This is a genomic window from Paenibacillus sp. Soil724D2, from assembly GCF_001427935.1.
Lineage (GTDB): Bacteria > Bacillota > Bacilli > Paenibacillales > NBRC-103111 > Paenibacillus_E.
This window is the reverse complement of record NZ_LMRY01000036.1, coordinates 1-21,381: the sequence shown is the minus strand read 5'-3', so window position 1 is coordinate 21,381 and position 21,381 is coordinate 1. Positions and strand designations below refer to the sequence as shown.

The 21,381-nt window shown below is 45.1% G+C and carries 23 protein-coding genes and 1 riboswitch; of the genes, 5 read left to right on the top strand and 18 right to left on the bottom strand.

Annotated features, from left to right (window positions below; genetic code table 11):
* Positions 1–2: 2 nt before the first annotated feature.
* Entirely contained in the window at positions 3–1,358 is a 1,356-nt protein-coding gene (locus tag ASG85_RS25875) for an 8-oxoguanine deaminase (RefSeq protein WP_057304429.1), read from the bottom strand.
* Between the two features lie 61 nt (positions 1,359–1,419).
* Positions 1,420–1,516, bottom strand: a riboswitch (purine riboswitch).
* 226 nt (positions 1,517–1,742) lie between these two features.
* Between ASG85_RS25875 and ASG85_RS25870 the strand changes: the two genes are divergently transcribed.
* On the top strand, positions 1,743–1,943 hold the full coding sequence (locus ASG85_RS25870) for a cold-shock protein (RefSeq protein ID WP_029196201.1): 201 nt from the start codon (positions 1,743–1,745) through the stop codon (positions 1,941–1,943).
* A gap of 65 nt (positions 1,944–2,008) precedes the next feature.
* Positions 2,009–2,209, top strand: a complete 201-nt coding sequence (locus ASG85_RS37250) for a cold-shock protein (protein WP_082562262.1) — start codon at positions 2,009–2,011, stop codon at positions 2,207–2,209.
* A 228-nt stretch (positions 2,210–2,437) separates the two neighbouring features.
* Here ASG85_RS37250 and ASG85_RS25865 read toward each other — a convergent pair whose 3' ends face one another.
* The 10 genes from ASG85_RS25865 to ASG85_RS25825 form a co-directional block, all read right to left on the bottom strand.
* Positions 2,438–2,818, bottom strand: coding sequence for a general stress protein (locus ASG85_RS25865; RefSeq protein ID WP_057304430.1), 381 nt, complete (start codon positions 2,816–2,818; stop codon positions 2,438–2,440).
* 55 nt (positions 2,819–2,873) lie between these two features.
* Positions 2,874–3,038 (bottom strand): DUF1328 domain-containing protein, encoded by a 165-nt coding sequence (locus ASG85_RS37245; RefSeq protein ID WP_082562263.1) that lies wholly within the window; start codon positions 3,036–3,038, stop codon positions 2,874–2,876.
* Positions 3,039–3,696: 658 nt separating this feature from the next.
* Positions 3,697–4,251 (bottom strand): DUF1003 domain-containing protein, encoded by a 555-nt coding sequence (locus ASG85_RS25860; RefSeq protein WP_057304431.1) that lies wholly within the window; start codon positions 4,249–4,251, stop codon positions 3,697–3,699.
* 604 nt (positions 4,252–4,855) lie between these two features.
* Positions 4,856–5,746: a CheR family methyltransferase gene (locus ASG85_RS25855; RefSeq protein WP_082588228.1), complete on the bottom strand. Its 891-nt coding sequence runs from the start codon at positions 5,744–5,746 to the stop codon at positions 4,856–4,858.
* Positions 5,716–8,499, bottom strand: a complete 2,784-nt coding sequence (locus ASG85_RS25850) for a CHASE3 domain-containing protein (protein WP_060648141.1) — start codon at positions 8,497–8,499, stop codon at positions 5,716–5,718. The genes ASG85_RS25855 and ASG85_RS25850 overlap by 31 nt, the downstream gene beginning before the upstream one ends.
* Positions 8,500–8,599: 100 nt before the next feature.
* The gene (locus ASG85_RS25845) at positions 8,600–9,409 is read right to left on the bottom strand and encodes a PPK2 family polyphosphate kinase (RefSeq protein WP_057304433.1); all 810 of its coding nucleotides are present in this window, start codon (positions 9,407–9,409) and stop codon (positions 8,600–8,602) included.
* Between the two features lie 12 nt (positions 9,410–9,421).
* On the bottom strand, positions 9,422–10,189 hold the full coding sequence (locus ASG85_RS25840; RefSeq protein WP_060648140.1) for a sigma-70 family RNA polymerase sigma factor: 768 nt from the start codon (positions 10,187–10,189) through the stop codon (positions 9,422–9,424).
* Positions 10,186–10,644 (bottom strand): anti-sigma B factor RsbW, encoded by a 459-nt coding sequence (gene rsbW, locus ASG85_RS25835; RefSeq protein ID WP_057304435.1) that lies wholly within the window; start codon positions 10,642–10,644, stop codon positions 10,186–10,188. The genes ASG85_RS25840 and rsbW (ASG85_RS25835) overlap by 4 nt, the downstream gene beginning before the upstream one ends.
* A complete protein-coding gene (locus ASG85_RS25830) occupies positions 10,641–11,012 on the bottom strand; it encodes an STAS domain-containing protein (RefSeq protein ID WP_057304436.1) in 372 nt (123 codons plus the stop codon). Before ASG85_RS25830 ends, rsbW (ASG85_RS25835) begins: the two co-directional genes overlap by 4 nt.
* A gap of 14 nt (positions 11,013–11,026) precedes the next feature.
* Complete coding sequence (locus ASG85_RS25825) at positions 11,027–11,482, bottom strand: DUF948 domain-containing protein (RefSeq protein WP_057304437.1); 456 nt, start codon at positions 11,480–11,482, stop codon at positions 11,027–11,029.
* Positions 11,483–11,649: 167 nt separating this feature from the next.
* On the opposite strand from ASG85_RS25825, the gene ASG85_RS25820 reads away from it, so the two are divergent.
* Complete coding sequence (locus ASG85_RS25820) at positions 11,650–12,108, top strand: Dps family protein (protein ID WP_057304438.1); 459 nt, start codon at positions 11,650–11,652, stop codon at positions 12,106–12,108.
* 611 nt (positions 12,109–12,719) lie between these two features.
* On the opposite strand, the gene rsbW (ASG85_RS25815) is transcribed toward ASG85_RS25820, so the two are convergent.
* From rsbW (ASG85_RS25815) to ASG85_RS25785, 7 genes are all read right to left on the bottom strand, one after another.
* Complete coding sequence (gene rsbW / locus ASG85_RS25815) at positions 12,720–13,154, bottom strand: anti-sigma B factor RsbW (RefSeq protein WP_057304439.1); 435 nt, start codon at positions 13,152–13,154, stop codon at positions 12,720–12,722.
* Positions 13,151–13,483: an STAS domain-containing protein gene (locus ASG85_RS25810; protein ID WP_057304440.1), complete on the bottom strand. Its 333-nt coding sequence runs from the start codon at positions 13,481–13,483 to the stop codon at positions 13,151–13,153. The genes rsbW (ASG85_RS25815) and ASG85_RS25810 overlap by 4 nt, the downstream gene beginning before the upstream one ends.
* Positions 13,484–13,613: 130 nt before the next feature.
* Positions 13,614–14,303, bottom strand: coding sequence for a hypothetical protein (locus tag ASG85_RS25805; RefSeq protein WP_057304441.1), 690 nt, complete (start codon positions 14,301–14,303; stop codon positions 13,614–13,616).
* Between the two features lie 28 nt (positions 14,304–14,331).
* Positions 14,332–15,486, bottom strand: coding sequence for a glucose-1-phosphate adenylyltransferase subunit GlgD (glgD, locus tag ASG85_RS25800; protein ID WP_082562265.1), 1,155 nt, complete (start codon positions 15,484–15,486; stop codon positions 14,332–14,334).
* A 60-nt stretch (positions 15,487–15,546) separates the two neighbouring features.
* Positions 15,547–16,731 (bottom strand): glucose-1-phosphate adenylyltransferase, encoded by a 1,185-nt coding sequence (locus ASG85_RS25795; protein ID WP_057304456.1) that lies wholly within the window; start codon positions 16,729–16,731, stop codon positions 15,547–15,549.
* A gap of 7 nt (positions 16,732–16,738) precedes the next feature.
* On the bottom strand, positions 16,739–18,643 hold the full coding sequence (gene glgB / locus ASG85_RS25790; RefSeq protein ID WP_057304443.1) for a 1,4-alpha-glucan branching protein GlgB: 1,905 nt from the start codon (positions 18,641–18,643) through the stop codon (positions 16,739–16,741).
* Positions 18,644–18,819: 176 nt separating this feature from the next.
* Complete coding sequence (locus ASG85_RS25785; RefSeq protein ID WP_057304444.1) at positions 18,820–19,953, bottom strand: PP2C family protein-serine/threonine phosphatase; 1,134 nt, start codon at positions 19,951–19,953, stop codon at positions 18,820–18,822.
* A 259-nt stretch (positions 19,954–20,212) separates the two neighbouring features.
* On the opposite strand from ASG85_RS25785, the gene ASG85_RS25780 reads away from it, so the two are divergent.
* Both ASG85_RS25780 and ASG85_RS25775 read left to right on the top strand, forming a co-directional pair.
* Positions 20,213–20,632 carry a YtxH domain-containing protein gene (locus ASG85_RS25780; protein ID WP_060648139.1) on the top strand — a complete coding sequence of 140 codons (420 nt, stop codon included), beginning with the start codon at positions 20,213–20,215 and terminating at the stop codon, positions 20,630–20,632.
* Between the two features lie 63 nt (positions 20,633–20,695).
* On the top strand, positions 20,696–21,109 hold the full coding sequence (locus tag ASG85_RS25775) for a hypothetical protein (protein ID WP_057304446.1): 414 nt from the start codon (positions 20,696–20,698) through the stop codon (positions 21,107–21,109).
* Positions 21,110–21,381: the final 272 nt, after the last annotated feature.

The following is a 21,381-nucleotide window of genomic DNA, read 5'->3' as shown; positions in this document are numbered from 1 at the left end:
TCTCATTGCTGAATGAATCTTTCGAATGAATCCTGACAATCTCTAGCTAATTTCTCCTCATCAGTTCCGACCAGTCTGCCGTTCTCGACGACAACCTTCCCATTCACAATGGTATAATCAACCGGACGTTTGAGTCCAACCGTGCCTAGCCACGACTTCGGATCTGTCAGAGTTCCCACCGCGTCAATTTGATCTACACGCACCATGAACAAGTCAGCAGCCTTGCCAATTTCCAGCGAGCCTATGTCGCTTCTTCCCAATATATCTGCTCCGCCTCTGGTTGCAACCTTTAGGAGATCATAGCCAGTCGGAGCCTGACTGCTTGACTGAAGCCTGTGCAAGAGATACGAGACTCGGAGCTCCTCTAGCAGGTTCGAGCCATCGTTAGAGGCGCTCCCATCAACGGCTAAGCCTACGGGAATCCCCATCGCAAGCATCTCGGGTACCCTGGCTATGCCAGACGAAAGCTTCATGTTCGATATCGGACAATGTGCGATTCCTGTCTTGGTATATGCAAGCAGCTTCATTTCGTCATCGTTAAAATGTATTCCATGCGCATACCACACATCGGGGCCTAACCAACCCAGACTTTCCATGTATGCCAATGGCCTCATGCCGAAACGTTCGAGCGTGTAGGCTTCCTCGTTCTTCGTCTCAGCTAGATGCGTATGCAGCCGCACACCCTTGGACCTGGCTAGCTTCGCCGATTCCAGCATGATATCCGCGGATACGCTGAACGGTGAACACGGAGCGAGCACTACCTGTCGCATGGAGCCTACATTGGCATCGTGGTAGAGATCAATTAGCCTTTCACTATCGGCTAGAATCGTATCTATGTCCTGAACAACGCTCATGGGAGGAAGCCCTCCCTGATCCTTGCCAAGTGTCATGGATCCTCTCGAAGCAACGAATCGGATACCAAGTCGCTCCGCTGCTTCGAACTGTTTATCTATAAAATGGGCACTATTTTGCTGCGGAAATACATAATGATGATCGAAAACCGTCGTACAGCCATTCTTCATCAGATCAGCGATCCCTGTAAGCGAGCTATGGTACACGGCGTCCGGCGTAATCCCTTTCCAAATTTCGTAGAGATAACGCAGCCATTCGAATAACTCCAACTTCTGCACCTGCGGCAGATTGCGTGTGAAAGTTTGATACAAATGATGATGCACGTTAATGAGTCCGGGATACACGAACATCTGAGACGCATCAATAACCTGGTCAGCCTCACACAAGTCCTTCCCCATCTTCACTATCCGATTGTCCTCAATCAGGATATTCACCTTTTCCAGAACACGATCCTCCGCATCCACCGTTACAATTGCTTTGGCATTGCGAATCAACAATGAACCCATTCCATCTTCCTCCTCAACGTAAATGAGGAAACCAAAAAAATCCTAACAACAAACACAATATATGAGCATATATTGTGTTCGTAGTTAGGATTTAGGTTCCCAGTAGAGCCCCCGAACCGAATTATCGAGGTTATACGAACTATAAAGTTGTGTCTTGCAGCTTACAATTAGCATCAGTATAAAGCGGAGAATGGCGGTTAGTCAATACTTATTGACCAAACGACTTTATGATAGATTTATTGATAAATGAATTTTTAGTAAAAATGGAATAAGCTCCCCTATAAATGGATATATTATCAAAGCTGCGTTAACAAGCTATCGGGATCTACGTGATCTTCCGAAACAGGGCGCAGGCACAAATTATTGTTGGAGGTTTTTGTATACATGGAAACAGGCACGGTTAAATGGTTTAATGCAGAAAAAGGTTTTGGTTTCATTGAAATGGAAGGCGGCAAGGATGTCTTCGTTCACTTCAGCGCTATTACTGGGGAAGGCTTCAAAAGCTTGGATGAAGGCCAAAGCGTACAGTTTGAAGTTGTTCAAGGTAACCGCGGACCGCAAGCTGAAAATGTAGTCAAGCTGTAGTCCTTCACCACATATTGCTTTAACTGCTTGCGAGTCTGAGTCTACTATGACAAGGAGGAGTTCGATTGTACTTTTCAAAGAAATCGTTGGAACCTGTCCCCGAGGAGCAAACTAGCATCTGGACGTGCAGCACAGAACAGTGCTCCTGCTGGATGAGAGATAATTTTTCATTCGCTGATAGTCCTGCATGTCCAATTTGCAATTCATCCATGGTCAAGGATTTAAAGATGCTCCCAACCTTATCGAACACAAGCAGCAGGCGATGAATGCAAGAAGGTAGCAATTGATTTCACGAGAACCCTTGCGTCTCCGAATGGAGGCGTTTAGGGGTTTTTGTTTTTACTGTTACATAAGGCAAGGATAAACGACTCCATCGTCCTAGGGACGAGCGCGTTTGTCAAGGTAGATGCAAAGCAAAAGTATACAACTTATACTTTCTTTTCTACACAGAAAAGAGACTCCTCGGAGGGAGGAGTCCCTTTTTTAAGGTTTTATCATAAAATAGTACGTTGAAAGTCTTCACCATTATATGCTCTAACCTCAGTTGAAGGGGTAGCCAGAACAAGGATTTTCCCTTTATCCAGCTCGCTTTCCAAACGACCGGCCTCCACTTCAGGCACACCGAGTGCTCTCATCTTAGCCCGCAGCTCATCGCCGCGAGAACGGAACAAATTAGCGATCGACGTCAGAACTCCCTCTTCTGCCATGGTGATCTGTTCTGCGCCCGTATAGTTAGCGACGTAATCAGTACCCTCAGCACTGTGAGTCAGCACATAAATATGCTCTCGTTCAAAGCCTTCTCTGTACAATTGCTGCACTTTACTTTGTGCCTCTTGGAGATTCGATGTGACACTCACTCTGGTATAAGTATTCATGGTAATCCTCCTCTTTGGCTATTATTTATTGGGTTAGAGCTGTATTAAACTTTTGCTAAAAGCCTTTTCGTCTTCCGAAAATCAAGGATACGACGAACATAATCAGGAATACGAAGAATAAGACTTTGGCAATCCCTACCGCTGCCGAGACAATCCCGAAAAATCCAAAAACACCGGCTACAAGCGCAATGATCAGAAACATAATTGCCCAACCTAACATAGGAAACACCCTTTCTTCTCATCGATTATTGGTTGTTCTTGCTATGCTATCTATTAACCACATCGCCTAGTAATGAAACATTCCTAGCTGGAAAATATATTCTCATCTATTTAATATCACATGACCTATGCCCCTTGTGGTAAGAGTTGGTAGATGCGGTAACCCAAAGAGCATTAGATAACCAATGCAGTTGAAATGAATTTCTGTAAATAACCTTGAACCATTGGAGCCACTGGAAGATCAGTATCCATGATCTGAATGGGCATTCTTAGTTCCTGAGGTGCTTAGGCTTTACCCTAACGGACATAGAAGCCCTTATTCGGTGAATTATAGGAGCAAATCGCTTTCTAACGGACATAGTAGCACTTATTTGCCCGTAATGGCATCCAATTGGAAGAATATAATGAAATAAGGTCCACTGTGTCCGTAAGAATTGAGAAACAGCGGTTAATCAAGCTAATAAGGTCTCTGGTGTCCGTTAAAAATAATTTAAATGGAAAAGCACGATTAGAACGAAAACCTACCGCAGCAACAACCTTTTTTAATGATTCCGAAGAAAAAGCTGCTCGAAATGAATGGGAGAATTCCAGATGATATGATCAACATCTAAGCAACTAGTCAATTACATAAAATTGCTTAGGTCATGTAATATCATCTGTTATACTCTTTTTTCAGCTTGCTGTATTAAGCCCACCTCTTCCATTCTATCCAGCCTTTTATCTAGTCGTTCGAGCAATGCCTTTAGCTCCATATTCTCTTGCTCGGCTCGGTAATTGATCGCGAAATCAAGGATCGCCTCCTGTTTATCTCGCGCCGCTTGACGATTCTGACTCATCAGAATAACAGGGGCCTGCAGGGCCGATACACAAGATAGAATCAAATTAAGCAGGATAAACGGCGGTTTATCGAAAGCGAAGCCCATCAGATTAATGATCATCCAAACCCCCAAAAAAGCACAAAACAGCACTATAAATGTCCAACTGCCTCCAAAAGAAGCAATATGATCAGCAAGGCGATCAGCCCTTGAAGACTTCTTCTCCTGCTGTTCAATCAAATGGGACTTAATATTCCCTTGATATTCGTTCACCATGGCCGTTATGCGATCTAACTGGTCGTTGTCCAGCTTGGTACTTGGATCATTATCCAGTTCCTGAAACAATTTCTCAGGCGTGCATTCGTCTGTGGATTTGTTCTCATTGAATTCATCTTCCATGCATTTCCCTTCTTTCTGCGTCTAAAGTACAATCCTACTTTGTATTTAAACGTTCCTCGCTGCTGATGAAACAACCCTTATAGGCCATGGGCCGTGCACCGTTATCCGAGGTTGTAGTAAAAAGTAGAATGTTCGATACTAAGCTGCTGATCTGAGGCTCGCGGGGAACGAGGATCCCCTATTTCGGTTCATATGTCTATATCGGGCCCATATGCGGAACGTATGTACGCTATTTTAGTGTTTTTGCAGTTTTTACACCTCTAAAACGTGAAATAGCGGATCCTCGTTCCGCGAAACCATGAAAAACGCGGTTTCGAGTAAAATAAGGTATCTACGTTCCGCAAGGGTTGTGGCTACGCAATTACAAGTACGGGCATTGATCTTACGCGACTGTTGAAGAACAGAAAGATGCGTAAAGTGCAGCAAACTTAATCTAACTAGTTGTACTCGCCGCAGAAATCCCCCAATTCTAGCTCACGTAGAGTAGGCTCCGCCTCCTCCCATATTCAAAACAAAAAAAACACTCTCCAAGGGAGAGTGTCCAGCTAAAGGATTGCGGAAGCGAGCGGTTGTTATAAGAATTGATAGTATTCCAACAGAACATTCATCTCTTACGATAAATTCGTTCCTGCGGTACGAAGTCATCATATTGCACCCCTTCGGGCACGAAAAGGATGGATTCTTTTTTTCCTAAGCCTAGATATCCACCTGGAATTAAACTGCCATGAAATAGGCTGTGCACTTGCTGCTGCAGCTTCGTATCGAAATAGATCATGACATTGCGGCACAGGATGACGTGGAATTCATTAAAGGAGCCGTCCGTTACGAGATTGTGCTGCGCAAACATCAGATTTTCTTTCATCAGAGGCTGAAAATAAGCATATTGATGGTCTGTTGTATAGTACTCGGAGAAGGCTTTGGTCCCGCCAGATTCCAAGTAGTTCTTCGTATAGACTTGCATCTGCTTCAGGGGGAAAGCGCCTTTTTGCGCGCTCTCAATCGCTTTCTCATTCATATCCGTCGCGTATATCTTCGTCCTCTCAGCCAAGCCTTCTTCCTGCATCAGGATCGCCATTGCGTACACTTCTTCTCCAGTGGCACAGCCTGCATGCCAAATCCGAATCTCAGGATATTTCCTAAGCTGGGGAACTACCTGATTACGAAAAGCGCTGAAAAAGCTGGGATCTCTGAACATTTCTGTCACTCGGATCGACATGTCGTTCAGTAATTGTTCCACGAAGCCAGGTTTGTGCAGGACTTTTTCTAGCAGCGCTGTAATGGATGGCAATTTCTCTGCTTTCATGCGATTGAGAATTCGCCTGCGTAAGGATGAGCGCACATAATGGCGGAAATCGAACCCATACATTTGATATAAGCCTTCCAAGAGCAGATTAATCTCGATATTTTGCAGCTCATCGTAGGGCAGTTCCTCTAATTCGGAGTAATGATCTAGGGGCTGGCGAATCAATGCTTCTTCACCTGCTTCGTCAACCATACCCGCATAAGCGAGAATAGTTGATCCATATTCAGCGGCTTGGTAATATAGTCGGAAGCGCCGGACTCCAGACATTTCTCTTTCTCACTCTTCATTGCTTTCGCCGTTAGTGCAATGATGGGTACATCGTGCAGCTGCAGCTGACCGCGAATCGCTTTCATCGCATCATAGCCCCCCATGACAGGCATCATAATATCCATTAACACAAGGTCGTAGTCTGAATCTACAGATAAAAGCTCCAGGGCATGCTTACCATGATCAGCAATCTCCACGGTAACTCCCTTCGTCTCAAGCGCCGTGACAAGCGCGAAAACATTACGCGCATCATCGTCTACGAGAAGCACTCTTTTACCGTGAAACAATTGCAAATCTGAGCTTATGGGCTCAGCCATTTGCTGCTCCGCTATTAAGGCACTAGGTTCCGTCGAAACGGCTACAGTAGTATCTAATTTCAATTTCTCGCTAGCTGCTGCAATTTCCTCCCGCGGATGATCGCTCGCTTTGGCCTCAGGTTCCGATTCACTAGCATTAGGTACATAGAGGGTGAACGTGCTGCCCTTATGGAGCTCGCTTTTTACGACAATGGAACCACCAAGCAAACGCGTAAACTCGCGGCATATCGATAAACCCAGTCCTGTTCCGCCGTATTGACGATTCGTTGTACCGTCCACCTGCTGGAAGGCTTCGAAAATAACCTGCTGCTTATCGATCGGGATACCTATTCCGGTATCCGTAATCGAAATAGCCAATACGGTTTCTTCCGGATCTCTATGAAGGAGCTCTTTGACTCGAGAAGGGTCAGCAAGCGCAATTTTCATGGTTACAGAGCCTTGCTCGGTAAATTTAAAAGCGTTAGACAACAGATTTTTCACAATTTGCTGCATGCGTTGGCCATCTGTCAAAATCACATTAGGCACATTCGGCTCCAAAATGACCTCGAAATCCAGCCCCTTCTTATCCGCCACGGGATCAAACATCAGCTTCATTAACTGCGGAATTTCGGTCACGTTGACCTCGTCCGTCATAATTTCTATTTTACCCGCTTCTACTTTGGATAAATCAAGAATATCGTCAATCAGTGCGAGCAGATCATTGCCTGCGGCATACACGACACGTGAATAATCCACAACCTCCGACATTTGCATGTCACCGTTATTTTCCGCAAGCATTTGCGACAAAATCATAATGCTATTGAGCGGTGTTCGCAGCTCATGGGACATGTTCGCCAGAAAATCGGATTTGTACCGCGAACTCGTCTGAAGCTTCAGCGAGAACTCTTCCAGCTCATCTTTGGCTTTCTTCAATTCTAATGCTTTCTGCTCCGCGAAATGGTTTTGTTCCTCTAGAAACTCATTCGTCATCCGCAGCTGTTCTTGCTGCATCTGGAGTTCTTCAGACTGTGTCTGCAGCTCTTCCGATTGTGACTGCAGCTCTTCCGTCAACATCTGTGACTCTGAAAGCAGACGCTCTACTTCCATTCGGCTTCGAACACTCGTAATCGCCGTTCCGAATTTCTCTTGCAGCGAATCGACTAACGTAAGATGCTTCGATTGGAAAGGCAGAAGGGAAGCTAACTCAATAACAGCCTCTGCTTTGCCATTCACCATGATAGGAGCAACCAGTAAGCTTCGTGGCGAGGAGACGCCTAAACCTGACGTTAATTTAACATGGTTCTCCGGAAGATTATCCATCAGGAAAATCCGCTTATCTACGGCACATTGCCCGACTAAGCCTTCCCCTAAACGAAAGCTAGCAGATGAGGGATCTACCCCGGATGCCGCATATCCTGCTATTTTCACATATCGAATCTCGCCCCCAACGTTATTACGGAGGTATACAACACCATAGACGGCATCCAGCATAGGAGCTAACTTACTTACAAAGATTTCACTCAATTCCGTGATATCACCAATCCCCTGATACAAGGTTGAAACTTCGGTTATATTGGTTTGTATCCAGTTTTGCTTGTCTAAGCTTGCCAGCAAATCATTCGTTGCTTCTGCCAGCACTCTTATCTCGTCATTGGTTCTCACTTCAATTCTTGCATCAAGATTTCCTTCAGCAGCTGTAATATCTCGAATTGTCTTAATGACTCGATTAATCGTGCTAGTAATCGAATTGGACAAAAATAAAGCCACCAGAACTGCAAAAATTGATGTAATGCCCAAAACGCTAAAAAGAACAACTCTCAGATTATAGTTGCTTTTTGCTAACTGATCGACTCTTGCAGCCGTTAACTGCTGTTCAACCCTAAGAAAGGAATCAAACTGCGTGCGCAGCTGATCCATCAATTTTTTCCCTGAATTTTGTTTGAAAAAGTCATTAATGGCTGCTGTATTGTTTTCTTTTTTCAACTTAACAACGTTATCGCCACCATTCTTGATCCAGTTCTGAATCGTTGGCTTGATCTGTTCCAAACTTTTCTGTTGTGCAGGATTATCACTTATCAAAAGATGAAGCTTATTATAATTATCGAGCCATGCTCGGCTGCCGGCCTCATAGGGATCCAGGTACTGCTCATCCCCTGTAATGACGTAGCCACGCATCCCCGTTTCCATATCGATCATATTTTTTTGTATGACGTTGAGGAGATCACGCACTTCAATATCATGCGTGGATATATAGTCTACTTCCTTCTGAAGAGAGGTTATTCGATCACTCACAACTAAGAGGGCAGCCCCTAAACATAGAATAATACAGACATATCCCAACGTAATTTTAGCCTTTATGCTGACAGGAATAGATTTAAACATGTTTGCCTCCTAGTACAGTTCGTAGAGAATGTTATGTTAACATCCTACTATTCTCACTATACCACATTAAGAGAGCTAGAGAGATAGTTTGAGCTTGCTTCTATAATTGATCAAGCAACTGATCGAGCTCCGGATCGGATTCCGGATAGGCTAAATTCATGCTTTCCAATGCTTCTACAGCAATTTGCAGAACGGCCCAATCCCGGTACCAGCGATGATTAGCAGGCACGACATACCACGGTGCGGAAGCCGAGCTGCACTGCTTAAACACATCTTCATAAGCCTTCTGGTATTCGTCCCAGGATTCTCGCTCCACGAGATCATTCTTATCGAATTTCCAACGTTTCGTTGGATCCGTTAGCCGATTCCGCAGCTTTGCAAGTTGGAAATCCTTCGAGATATGCAGGAAAATCTTGACGATTTTCACACCGCTGCTCTCCAGCAATTTCTCAAATCGGTTAATGTGCTTGAATCGTTTCTTCGCTTCTGAATCACTAATCGAGTTGTGCACTCGGGTTATCAGCACATCTTCATAATAAGACCGAATGAAGGCCCCGATCATTCCTTTCGCAGGCACAACCTGATGAGCGCGCCACAAGAAATCATGAGCGGCTTCCTCTTCGGTAGGCGTTCTGAAGCTGCTTACTTGAAAGCCCTGTGGATGCAGTCTTCCGAGCGCACGCTTAACAACGCCGTCTTTGCCGCTGCAATCCATGCCCTGAATCACAAAAAGAACAGACTGCTTCTTCTCGGCGTACAGGATATTTTGCAAGGCTTCTAATCGTTCACTCAGACGCTCTATATTCGGCTCGGCCTCTTCACGATCGTGAAGAGCTCCGGTTTCATTAGGATCAATGCTTTCTAAGCGTATTTTCTTCCCATATTCCAATTGAAAATGGTTGCCCGGCATCGGGTAGCCTCCTTACGTGCTCTGGTTTAAGACAGTCTTCAGCTTATCAATCGCCCGCTTCTGAATCCGGGATACACTCATCTGAGAAATTCCTAAAAGGTCAGCAATGTGACGTTGCGATTGTCCTTCATGATAGATGAGACCAATAACCGTACGTTCTTCTTCTTTCAAACAAGTCATCGCCTCTTCAAGATCCATACGTCTCTCTAGGATTTGATAGTCATCCGTTGGGCCAGCGATCATATCGCCAATCGTCGCACTATCCCCATCACTCGTGAGCGGAGTATCCAGTGAAGTGTAATTATAATAATCGCGGCCTGCCAGAATCTCAATCGTTTCTTCCGGACTGAGCTCTAAATAAGCCGCAATCTCCTCGATACTCGGCGAACGTTCCAACTTCACGGTCAGCTCATCCAGAGCACGCTGGACAAGCGAACCTTTCTCCTTAATTCGTCTTGGAACCTGTATGTACCATGACTTGTCACGCAAATAATTTTTCAGGTGGCCAATTAAGCTTTTCATTGCATAGGCTTCAAACGGAATCTCCATGGTGCTGTCATACTGTACAAAAAGCCGCAGCATCGACATCTGTCCAACTTGAAATAAATCCTCATATAAATCAGGACGGCTCCGCGACATCTTGCCTACTGCCATACGAACAATGGGTTCATAATGCAGCAGCAGCGCCGTAGCCGTCTCTTGACAAGCGGTTTCCTTATAGATCTTCATTTTCGAGTACATTTCATATAACGGTTTCGAGGATGATGCATTCGCATTCATACCATTTCCTCTTTTCTATTCAGCTGGCTTGCCAGTTGCTTCGTCAGAATAACCTCGGTTCCTTTACCGCTATGCGTCAGTACTTGTACATCATCCATTAAAGCTTGCATCAGGAACAAACCTAGCCCCCCCACCGTCGCTTCACTGATGGATTTATGGTGCAGCGAGGCTGCGTCGGCATCTGTTTGAACATAATTAAAGCTATTGCCTTCATCCTTCACAGAAATTCTCAAAAATCCGCTGCTGTGTTCAAATTGAACCTCCACGGTTCCTGACTGGTCATGAGAGTAAGCATGCAGGATCGCATTATTGCAAGCTTCTGCCACAGCAACCTTCATATCTTCAATATCTTCGAAGGAAAAGCCCGCTTTGGTGGCAACGCCATATAAAGTGAGTCGAACAATATCTAGATATTCCGCCTTTGCCGGTATCGTAAGGCCAATGTATGGGCTCATATGATTTCTTCTTTCCTTTCTGTTACACCTTTGTTTTGACTTTGGTCTTCACGACCTACCAAATAGCGGGCTATGCCAGTTAGTTCAAATAGTCGCTGGATTTTGGCAGGGATGTGATGTATACGGAAGGCTGCCTTCATCGCAGCTCTCACTTTTAGCACGGAGACAATCATACCAATTCCGGTACTGTCAATATAACGCAGCTCTTTTAAATCCAACGTTAGAATCTCATTTCCTTTATGAACGACCGAGTCAAGCGCGGTGGCTAGCTCCGATGCAGCAGATAAATCAAGTTCCCCACTTAAGTATATGATATTTTCTTTCCCGTTCGATTGTTTGTAGACAGTAAATTTACGTATAGCGTTCACAAGATGACCCCTTTCTATTTCGTAACACCGGCTTGCGGTGATTTCTTAGATTTCATTTTTTGCAACAACTCATATGAGATGGCAGCTCCTTGCAAGATCGTCTTCCATTTCGCACTAAGCGGCTGAGTTTGTTGGGTTAGATTCGTTTGTTTAACGGCTGAGATTAAACTCGTGGCTGATTGTTTCACAGACGATGTTAACTCGTGAATCACTTGTCCTACATCATTAACCGAGCTGAACAGATGATTAAGCTTGGACAGCTTCACACGCACATCTATGGCCATCTCATTGGTATTGAGAATAACGTCCTGTACTTCCGAACTGATCTGTGTGACTTCATTCTTCATTTGACCCATCGTTAATGTGATCTCATCTAATGAAGTTTTCAGTGATTTCAAAGTTTGAATCAAATAGAAGACAAGGAACACAAACGCAACGGCTGCTATGATCGCACTAATTTGTACTAACATTTCAATCACCCCTATCTGCTTAATTACTTATTGCTTACCCCTGTTCTTGGCATCTGAAACAATTTAGGCAGAAATTTCCGATTTTCTTTCCTTTCTGTTTCAAGCGGAATCTGGCAGGGTACTTATACGTATGCACAACCATACTAATTAAGTGGAGGGATTTCACAATGGTTAAAACTGCAACGAAAGCAAGTCCGATTACAGAGATTCTTGACAAGCAGGTCGCTAACTTTTCGATTCTTTATATGAAGCTGCATAACTATCATTGGTATGTGAAAGGCGAAAATTTCTTTACCCTACATATCAAATTCGAAGAATTGTATACAGAGGCGGCCTTGCATCTCGACGTTATCGCGGAGAGAATGCTATCTCTTCGTACCATTCCGACAGCGACTTTGCAAGAGCATTTGGCAACAGCGTCCATTAAGGAAGCTAAAAATGAGGAGACGGCTGAGCAAATGGTGAAGCAGCTGGTGAGTGATTTCACCCGCATCTGCTCGGAGCTGACAGAGGGAATTGAACTTGCTGAAGAGCAAAAGGATCAACCAACAGCTGACCTGCTCATCGGGATTCGCTCATCGCTAGAGAAGCACAGCTGGATGCTGGATGCGTACCTTGGCAAATAGTTTGTAAAAACAAAACGGCTTACGCCGTCCTTGGGCGAGCGAATTATGCCGCCTAAAGGCAGACTGACCCGTGTACATGTTGTTCTTCGCGTACAACATTAAGCAGGCTAACCCATACATGTTGTTCTTTGTACAACATTAAGCAAGCTGACCCGTTACATGTTGTACTTCGTACAACAATAAGCAAGCTAATCCGTGTACATGTTGTTTTTTGTACAACATTAAGCAAGCTGACCCGTTACGTGTTGTACTTCGTACAACAATAAGCAGGCTAATCCGCGTTTTTCACACGATTGTTGCAAAAAATACAACAATTCCAGCCTAAAGTAGCTCTATAGCCTAAAAAAGGGCTAGATTGTTGTATAACATACAACATCTTGAGTCTTTTAAGAAGAAATCAAGGAAATTGTTGTACGCTGTACAACTTGCCTTGTAATAATCCATTTTCCAAGAACCAGAAAACAAAAATCTAGGAAAACACAGTCTCTTACCGAAGATGATGTATCCACAATCTCACTTAGCTTAGCAAAATCCCAACTAACCATCCTTAATAGGGGCAAGCTCTGCTTACCTCTAATCCACAAAAAAACCACGGACTGGCGGTTTCCCCGTCAATCCGTGGTTTTGTTTTGAACATATTTGATGAGCGTGACTTCGGTTCCCCCGTCTGTGTTCACGATAACCTCATCCATCAGCGCTTGCATGAGATAAATGCCAAGGCCTCCAGACTGTAATTCGCTGGGCGAAGCCCCGGACAAAGGCACCGTATGCTCGTCGCGTTCTTGATAATTAAAGCCTGTGCCATCATCTTTCACTTTCACAGTCAATCTGTCGTCTCCGGGCTCATAGCTAATTTCGATTTGCCCACTGCCACTCTGCGGTTCCCCGTGAAGTACAGCATTGTTGCAAGCCTCCGACACCGCTACCTTCATGTCCTCGATATCTTCATAAGAGAAACCTAACTTGGTAGCAACCCCATAGAGACTGAGTCTTACGATATCCAAGTATTCCGCTGCTGCGGGTATTTGTAAACGAATGACATTCATGCGCTTCCTTCGATCCCTTCGTTCAGGAATCCTGAGATTCCCGTAAGATCAAACAGCCGTTTGATGCCGGCCGGGATATTGCGGACCGTGAACGGTGCTTTCAGCTCATCCCGAATTTTCAAGGCCGAGACCACAATACCGATCCCTGTGCTATCAATATACCGCAACTGCTCCACATCGAGGATTAACGCCTTATCCGCCCGATGAACAACTGCTTCGAGCGCATGCCGAAACGTTAAGGCCGCAGCCAAATCGAGCTCCCCACTGATACGAAGCTGTATAGATTTCTCCAATTCTTCTTGATCAACTTGGAACTTCTCTGCTGACATTAGCCACACTCCCTTGCGTTATTCTTTCTCTAAATAGTAACAAGCCTCTACCTTTTACACAAGCTTTGCCTAAAATAGGAAGATCTCCCGCACATGTCTTCAAGCTGACCATAGAGGCCAGCTGCAGACATTAGGTGCTTGAAAGATGATAATAATCGATGGATATCAATTCTTGCGTTTTCGATTCAATAAAAAGCTTAATTAGTCCTTCCCCCCGCTGAAAGACGATTCCATCTTCCGCCACATAATCGGGTTCTCCTAGCAGCCGCTTCACGTCGGTTATCGTCAACGGAATCCGTTTATCATTGATTTGAACGTGCCCCACCTTGGCTGGAATTTGAACAAAAGTCACGATACCATCTTGGAAACCAATATTCATATCCGGGTATTCATACGTAAAGGCTTCTGCAAATTGGGGATCCTGGACAAACGTTAGTGGATACCCTTTCTTGGCAATGACTGACTCTGTATCATCATAAAGTGAGATTCCCTCTAGGCTATTGAGCATAGGCACCAATGAGTTAGCATCAGCTACCTGGAAATTAGCACCTATATCACTGCTAGATTCTGCTTGGGCAGCGGCAAGAGTAGGCGGCAGAACGGGTAGGAAAGTATTATTGGATCCTTCCGGATTCAGAGTGATGATCCGCGGTGTAAGGATGATCTCCGGTTCACCGATTTGTTCAGAAGTTGTCCACCTGACGATAATCATCGCTAGAATTACGACTAGAAAGAACATAGCTAGCTTATAGACACGGCTGCGGTAGCCCGTCATGTGTGTTAGCAGCTTAGCACCTTTGTCACGTAACATTACGTTCATATCTGATCCTCCTACTCTCACCTTTGGATTAGATCACTTCACTTTTCTCCGCCACAAAAGGATGTGCATACTGACCGCATAACACGGCCCCTTGCTCTACTACGACCTGCTTGTCCAAAATAACCCGGTCCAAATACACGCTCGCTTCAATTGCACAATCATGCATAATGACACTATTCTTAACACTGGCGCCTTTACTAACCGTCACACCTGGAAACAAGATACTGTTCTCCACATAGCCTTCAATCCGGCAGCCATGAGCGACGAACGAATTGCGGATCAGCGCGTCATGGTTACAAGCCGTTTCTTGTTCTTCCTCTTTCCGCGTATAGATAAACTCTTGATTAATCATGAATTGCTGCCAGCCTTGCGGTTGCAGGAGATCCATACTGTGCACATAGTAACTGTCTACGGAATCCATAATCGCCATATACCCATGATTGGCATAGCCTTGTACATGAATATCGGCCAGATGAGCCCAGATAACCTCTTTCAGATAGATCTCGCTCCCGCGCCTCAAGCTCCTCTCAATGAGATCAATCAGTAGTTTCCGCTCCATAACCATCGTGTCCAAATCAATATTCTGCGGTGTTAAGCACGGCAGAGCGTGATAGGTGGGAGAGGCGCTGATCACGCGGCCTTGATCATTCATCTCCAAGTTGTAAGCGTGACCAATATGAGCATGACGGTCAATCTCTGTCAAATGTTTAAAAAGGACCGTAATTTCCGCGCCGCTGCTGAGGTGATAGTCGACCATATTTTCAAAATTAGAGCGATAAATAACACTGCTAGGCGCAAGCAAAATATAGGTTTCAGTGCATGACTTTAAGTAATCGAGATGACTGTACAAATGTAGGAGGTCGCCATGGTCGACAGTTCGCGTATCACTCGCGGGATCAATCCATAGGGAGAAAGGCGGGAGAATAGAGACCCCTCCTTCTTCCGAAGCGTCTAAACCCCAGTGATGCCCGTCGCCCACATGTTCAAGCAGTGAATCCGCCTTCGAATTGGCCAGAACGATGACTTTCTGAATCCCCGAATTGCTCATATTGGAAAGTGCGAAATCGACCAGTCGATACCGACCGGCAAAAGGCACAGCAGCGACACAACGATTGCGTGTAAGCGTTGATAAATCATCCTGTTCATTCATGAGATTGATCATGCCAAGAACATTTTTCATCATACACTCCTCCTAAAAGTTTTGTGTTAGCAAAACTTGCATCGTAAGCATTTACTACCTCGATTAACCGAAATTCAGCCTCGTATCCGTCAGCTTAGCAGGTATCACAGCTGGATAATGGCGTCCTACCACTGTTTTCTCACCTACGGCAGTAATCTCTGTACCTCCTGGCTTACCTACAATAGCTCCATCTTTAATAATGGATCCTTCTCCAATAACAGCATTAAGAATAAGTGCATTCTTTCCAATCTGAACACCCGGCATGATGACACTGTTCAGGACTCTACTATTTTCTCCAACCCTAACGCCATCAAATAGAACTGAATGACTTACATTACCATGAATGGCTGCACCGTCTCCTATCACCGCATTGTTCACTCTGGCACTTAGTGAGACATGGCTTTTCGGAAGATCACTCTCTTGGGTAAGCACAGGCCATGTATCGTGATCCAATTGCAGCCTTGGCGTATAACCAAGTAAATCCATATGGGATTCCCATAGGCTTTCAATCGTACCGACATCTTTCCAATACCCTTCAAAAGGATACGCAGATAAATAGGCCCCTGCCGCCAGCAGTCCAGGAATAATATCATGACCAAAATCATGACTAGACGTCATATCTTTCGCATCTTGTTCGAGGCATGCCTTCAGCACATTCCAATTAAATATATACACGCCCATGGAAGCCAGATTACTAATAGGTTTGAGCGGTTTCTCAGCAAATCCGGTAATCCGGTGATGCTCGTCCGTGTTCATAATGCCGAACCGGCTTGCCTCTTCCCATCTCACTGGAATAACCGAAAGCGTTGCATCAGCTCCAGAAGCTTTATGATGTTCGAGCAAAGCTCTGTAATCCATATTATAAATATGATCGCCAGAAATAATTAACACGTAGCTTGGATCATACGAACGAAGGTAGGATATATTTTGATAAATGGCATCCGCTGTCCCCGAATAAGCATCAGGTGCGCCAACCTGCCTTTCCAGAATGGAGATACCGCCGCTTTCGCTCGTCATGTCCCAGGCTTCCCCATTGCCAATATGAGCATGCAAGACAGCAGGTTTGTATTGCGTGAGCACACCAACTGTATCAATCCCAGAATTACGGCAATTGCTCAAGGTAAAGTCGATGATTCTATATTTCCCGCCAAAATGAACAGCTGGTTTAGCGATATTTTTAGTTAAAGGACCCAATCTAGTACCTTGACCGCCGGCTAATAGCATGGCTACACATTCCTGTTTCTTCATAGTCATCTCATCCTTCCTTTGGAATATATTTAATTACGATTGCTGCAAGGGGAGGTATCGATACCGTTATGCTGTGCGGACAATCTTGGCATGTCCACTCTTCAGAGACTAGCGTACTGCCGTTCGTCACGCCGGATCCGCCGAATTCTTGCTTATCGCTATTAAAAACCTCCTGATAACGCCCTGGCCTCATCACCCCTAGTCGATATCCCTCATGAGCCTCAGGCTTAAAATTACAGACAACGATGAGCTGTTCATCGCCGTTTTCCGAGTTCCGAATGAAAGTCACCAGACCGTCGCTTTTATCCTCCGCGTTAATCGGTTCGAAACCGCTCGGTTCATAATCCAACTCCCATAAAGCTCTCTCCGCTATGTAGAAGTGATTCATCGTTCTCACAAAATGCTCAAATTGCTGATGTTCTTCGAATTTCAATAAATCCCATTCCAGCGAAGCTTCCGAATTCCAATCATCCATCTGACCGAATTCGTTCCCCATAAAAAGCAGCTTTTTGCCCGGATGTCCCATCATATAGGCGTACAGCACTCGCAAATTAGCGAATCGCTGCCAATGGTCGTCACCTGACATTTTACCGAGAAGGGATTTGCTGGAATGAACCACTTCATCATGCGCGTAGGTGAGAATATAATTCTCATCCCAAGCATTTAGCAGCGAATTCGTCAATTGATCTTCCTGACTGCTGCGTTCTTCCTGATTTTTCTTCATATACCCAAGCGTGTTCCACGTAAAGCCTAAGTTCCATTTGTAATTAAAGCCTAGTCCGCCATTCTCGACGGGAGCGGTTACGCCTGGATAAGAGCTCGTATCCTCCGCCATCATCAGTGCATTGGGATACCTAGAGAATACGACGGCATTCAGTTTCTGGAGGAAGGCAATGCCTTCGAGATTCTCATCGCCGCCCTGTTCATTCACAATACGGTCCTCTTCTTCTCGATCAAAATTCAGCGATAATATGCTATAAACCGCATCCACTCTTAACCCATCAATATGATAAACATCCATCCAAAATAGGGCATTGGAGATTAAGAAACTAAGAACCTCGGGCTTCGCATAATCGAATACCTGTGTCCCCCAAGTAGGATGTTCACCTTTTCGGCTGTCTGCATATTCATAAAGCGGTGTCCCATCGAATCGGGTCAAGCCGTGAGCATCTTTGCAGAAATGTGCGGGCACCCAATCCATAATGACGCCAATCCCCTTCTGGTGGCAGCGGTCTACGAAGTACATGAAGTCCTTCGGCGATCCAAACCGACTCGTCACCGAGAAATAGCTGGTTACCTGATAGCCCCATGACGCATCCAGAGGATGTTCCTCTAACGGCATCAGCTCAATATGGGTATAACCGCGTTCGTGTACATAATCGACCAGCTCGTCAGCTAATTCCACATAACTGTAGAATCCGCCGTCTTCCTTGCGTTTCCAACTGCCCAAATGCACCTCGTAGATAAGGAGCGGCTGTTGTAGAAATTGATTTGACGTGTTGTTCGTCAGCCAATCCTCATCCCGCCATTCATAACCATCCAATGAGGTGACAATCGAAGCGGTTCCGGGCCGAAGCTCAGAATGAAACGCATAAGGATCTGACTTTAGATAGCATTCATCGTCCAAAGTGACGATTTCATATTTATATAGCGTGCCTTCACCGAGTTCCGGAATGAACAGCGTCCATACGCCATCTGCTAGCGACATCTGGTGATTGCTGCCATTCCATCCATTGAAGCTGCCTGAAACGTTAACCTGCTTGGCATTTGGCGCCCAAACTGCGAAGTTAACCCCCATCTGACCACTGCGTTCTTCCACATGGGAACCCAGAAAATGGTAACTTTGATACTGTGTACCTTCATGCAACAAATATAAAGCGTCTGAACTGGCTTCCGATGCCAATGTCGTCATCCCAATTCCTCCCAACGTGTTGGACTGATACTCCTTATTACACGCCTTCGGGTCTATTGAAACAAAAAACGCACAAGTTTTATTCCCCATTTGGGATAAAATTTGTGCGTTCGTTATAGTTATAAACCACTCTTCGCCTATCCGCTGTTTGGTACCATGTTTTTCATCGCTAACGACTACGTTGTTATCATAACCAAGCACATATCGTCTTGCGGAGAACCCGTTTTGACATAAGGATAAATACGCTCAACCAAGCCATCGGGATCGTGCGTCGTCGTCTCCTTCAAGCTTCCCAAGATTTTGGTGATGCCGTCCTCCTGTTCATCATCGAGCCACTCCGACAGGCCGTCTGTGAACAAGACAATCCGGGCTTCCTTCTCATAGGGGATCACACCTTTGGTAATCTCAATCCCCTCAAAAAAGCCGAGTGCACAACATCCTTCTGACAGCAATTCCACTTCACCATCCAGAAGGGCAATGCCAGCAGGATGTCCGGCATTCACATACTCAATCGTGCGCTGTTCCGTATCCAAAACCATATAAATCGCCGTAAAATAGTAATTAATCAGATTATCAGATTGATGCAGCTGATTCATCCGTCCGTTCAGCTCACGCATCACGCCTTCCGGATCACAAATGTTCGTGATGGTATCCTTCAAAGCCGAATAAATGTACATGCAGACAAGCGAAGACGAAATGCCATGTCCCATCATATCCAGCAAAATAATCCCATGCCGATTCGGCCCAATCGGATACCAGGCATAGAAGTCACCCGCGAGCTCAGAAGAGGGTTTATAGACTGCCGAAATCTGAATACGCTCATCCTTAATGGGGCTGCTCAGTACACTAAGCTGCACTTGTTTGGCCAAATCAAGCTCATACTTAATCCGCTTGTCCCGCTCTTTGTGCCAATCCTTCTCATATTTCAAGCGGAGCGTAGAACGAATACGCGCAAGCAGCTCCACCTTATTAATCGGCTTCATCACATAATCGAGTGCCCCGGCATCCAATGCTTCAGCCAGCTTATTGGAATCCCCCATCGCCGTCACGAAAATAATCGGAATATCCCGGAACCTTTCGTCGGCTTGAACTGTTCGACAAGCTTCCACCCCATCAATTTCCGGCATCATCATATCCATGAGAATCAAATCAACCGGCACTTCAACCGTGCTTGGTGAATCCATATCTAATAATTGATACAGCTCTCGGGCAGAGGACACCATGACTAAATCGGTGTAACCGGCTTTCAGCAGGATTTTTTCAATAATAAGTAAATTTGTCGCGTTATCGTCTACTATTACAATACTCATTGCTCAAACCCCTTTCGGGTAAAAGTTTACGGAAACCCTCAACGTAGTTTACCATAATTTATTATCAAACATGTTGATCGTTTATTTTATCTACTACCCATTTGAAAAAAATTCAATCACGAAGATGCTTGGCCACCTTGCTTATATAATGAAACGGAAATAAAAATGAGCTTTGGTGTTTCAAATGAAAGAAAGAAGGTTACATCCTAGTATGAAGCATGGCAACACCACAACACCCAAACTAAAGGAGAGATGACTCATGAGTGAAGCAGTCGGAACAAATAACAAAGGCGGACTATTGTTAGGTTTAGTAATCGGCGGCGCTGTTGGCGCGATAACCTCATTGTTATTAGCCCCTAAAGCCGGGTCGGAGCTGCGTGAAGACCTGTCGAATACGTATCGCACATTCAATGATAAAACAAGCCAATTGGCTTCCGCTGTAGGTCAGAAAACACAGGATATTGTCTCGACCGTAAGCGACAAAACACAGGATATCGCATCAGCTGTTAGTGAGAAGACTCAGGAAGTTGCTTCAACAGTCAGTGAGAAAACAAAGGATATGGCAGCCTCTGTTAGCCATCAAGCTTCAGAAGCCGCTGATAAGGCCAAAGAAAGCAAACAGCTTGTAGCTGAATCTTTGCAGGCTGCCAAAACGAATTACCAAAACAATCAACATTAAGGTATCACATAGATTCGTAAGGACTTCGTACGATTGGACGTATGCTTGAATGGAGGAATTACAATGGATAAAAGCACTCTGCATCAACAGTTAACCGATTTGGGGTTAGATCGTATCGAATACACGGAGAAATCGGTCTATAAATTCGATATTTATCACGATGCCACATCAGCCGCCTATCCGCTAACATTAACCACATACACCTCTGAGCATGGGAATACAACCGTTCATTTCCATGAAGCCGACTTTCAAGAGAACGAATTCGTTCCTCTGCAAGTTCGCCGGACGGCGTTGGACAAACTAATTGAATTAGAGCGGATCTGTAACGGTTCAGCAGGCAAAACCTTGGCAGAAGCCAACAATGGCTCCATGGCACAGGATATGGGTGAGATGAAGAAGCTGGGAAATGAAATGAAATATATGAAGACGAATAGCGAACTGCTGGAAAAGAATATGATTCCTGACCCGATTCAGTAACTCAAGGATAAACGAAAGAGTGCGAAAACCGCGCTTAATCTGGAGCGCCAGAGCAAATAAGCGCGGTTTTCGCGCTTACAGCCAGAGCTATGCGAGCTGAAGCCCGCTAACTGAGTCYGAGAAGTCGGAAATCGACTTCTCAGGCAGATCATCTCGYGCATCAAAGCAGATTAAGCGCGGAAAACGCGCTTAATCTGGAGCGCCAGAGCAAATWAGCGCGAAAACCGCGCTTACAGCCAGAGCTATGCGAGCCGAAGCACGCTAACTGAGTC

Coding starts and splice junctions, on each gene's coding strand:
- ASG85_RS25805 (WP_057304441.1), bottom strand. CDS start 14,303: ATGAACGTAATGTTACGTGACAAAGGTGCTAAGCTGCTAACACACATG.
- ASG85_RS25870 (WP_029196201.1), top strand. CDS start 1,743: ATGGAAACAGGCACGGTTAAATGGTTTAATGCAGAAAAAGGTTTTGGT.
- ASG85_RS25825 (WP_057304437.1), bottom strand. CDS start 11,482: ATGTTAGTACAAATTAGTGCGATCATAGCAGCCGTTGCGTTTGTGTTC.
- ASG85_RS25820 (WP_057304438.1), top strand. CDS start 11,650: ATGGTTAAAACTGCAACGAAAGCAAGTCCGATTACAGAGATTCTTGAC.
- ASG85_RS25860 (WP_057304431.1), bottom strand. CDS start 4,251: ATGGAAGATGAATTCAATGAGAACAAATCCACAGACGAATGCACGCCT.
- ASG85_RS25845 (WP_057304433.1), bottom strand. CDS start 9,409: ATGCCGGGCAACCATTTTCAATTGGAATATGGGAAGAAAATACGCTTA.
- ASG85_RS25875 (WP_057304429.1), bottom strand. CDS start 1,358: ATGGGTTCATTGTTGATTCGCAATGCCAAAGCAATTGTAACGGTGGAT.
- glgD (WP_082562265.1), bottom strand. CDS start 15,486: ATGATGAAAAATGTTCTTGGCATGATCAATCTCATGAATGAACAGGAT.
- ASG85_RS37245 (WP_082562263.1), bottom strand. CDS start 3,038: ATGTTAGGTTGGGCAATTATGTTTCTGATCATTGCGCTTGTAGCCGGT.
- ASG85_RS25795 (WP_057304456.1), bottom strand. CDS start 16,731: ATGAAGAAACAGGAATGTGTAGCCATGCTATTAGCCGGCGGTCAAGGT.
- ASG85_RS25785 (WP_057304444.1), bottom strand. CDS start 19,953: ATGAGTATTGTAATAGTAGACGATAACGCGACAAATTTACTTATTATT.
- ASG85_RS25780 (WP_060648139.1), top strand. CDS start 20,213: ATGAGTGAAGCAGTCGGAACAAATAACAAAGGCGGACTATTGTTAGGT.
- rsbW (WP_057304435.1), bottom strand. CDS start 10,644: ATGAGCCCATACATTGGCCTTACGATACCGGCAAAGGCGGAATATCTA.
- glgB (WP_057304443.1), bottom strand. CDS start 18,643: ATGACGACATTGGCATCGGAAGCCAGTTCAGACGCTTTATATTTGTTG.
- ASG85_RS25840 (WP_060648140.1), bottom strand. CDS start 10,189: ATGAATGCGAATGCATCATCCTCGAAACCGTTATATGAAATGTACTCG.
- rsbW (WP_057304439.1), bottom strand. CDS start 13,154: ATGAATGTCATTCGTTTACAAATACCCGCAGCAGCGGAATACTTGGAT.
- ASG85_RS25850 (WP_060648141.1), bottom strand. CDS start 8,499: ATGTTTAAATCTATTCCTGTCAGCATAAAGGCTAAAATTACGTTGGGA.
- ASG85_RS25855 (WP_082588228.1), bottom strand. CDS start 5,746: ATGGTTGACGAAGCAGGTGAAGAAGCATTGATTCGCCAGCCCCTAGAT.
- ASG85_RS25775 (WP_057304446.1), top strand. CDS start 20,696: ATGGATAAAAGCACTCTGCATCAACAGTTAACCGATTTGGGGTTAGAT.
- ASG85_RS25810 (WP_057304440.1), bottom strand. CDS start 13,483: ATGTCAGCAGAGAAGTTCCAAGTTGATCAAGAAGAATTGGAGAAATCT.
- ASG85_RS25865 (WP_057304430.1), bottom strand. CDS start 2,818: ATGAATACTTATACCAGAGTGAGTGTCACATCGAATCTCCAAGAGGCA.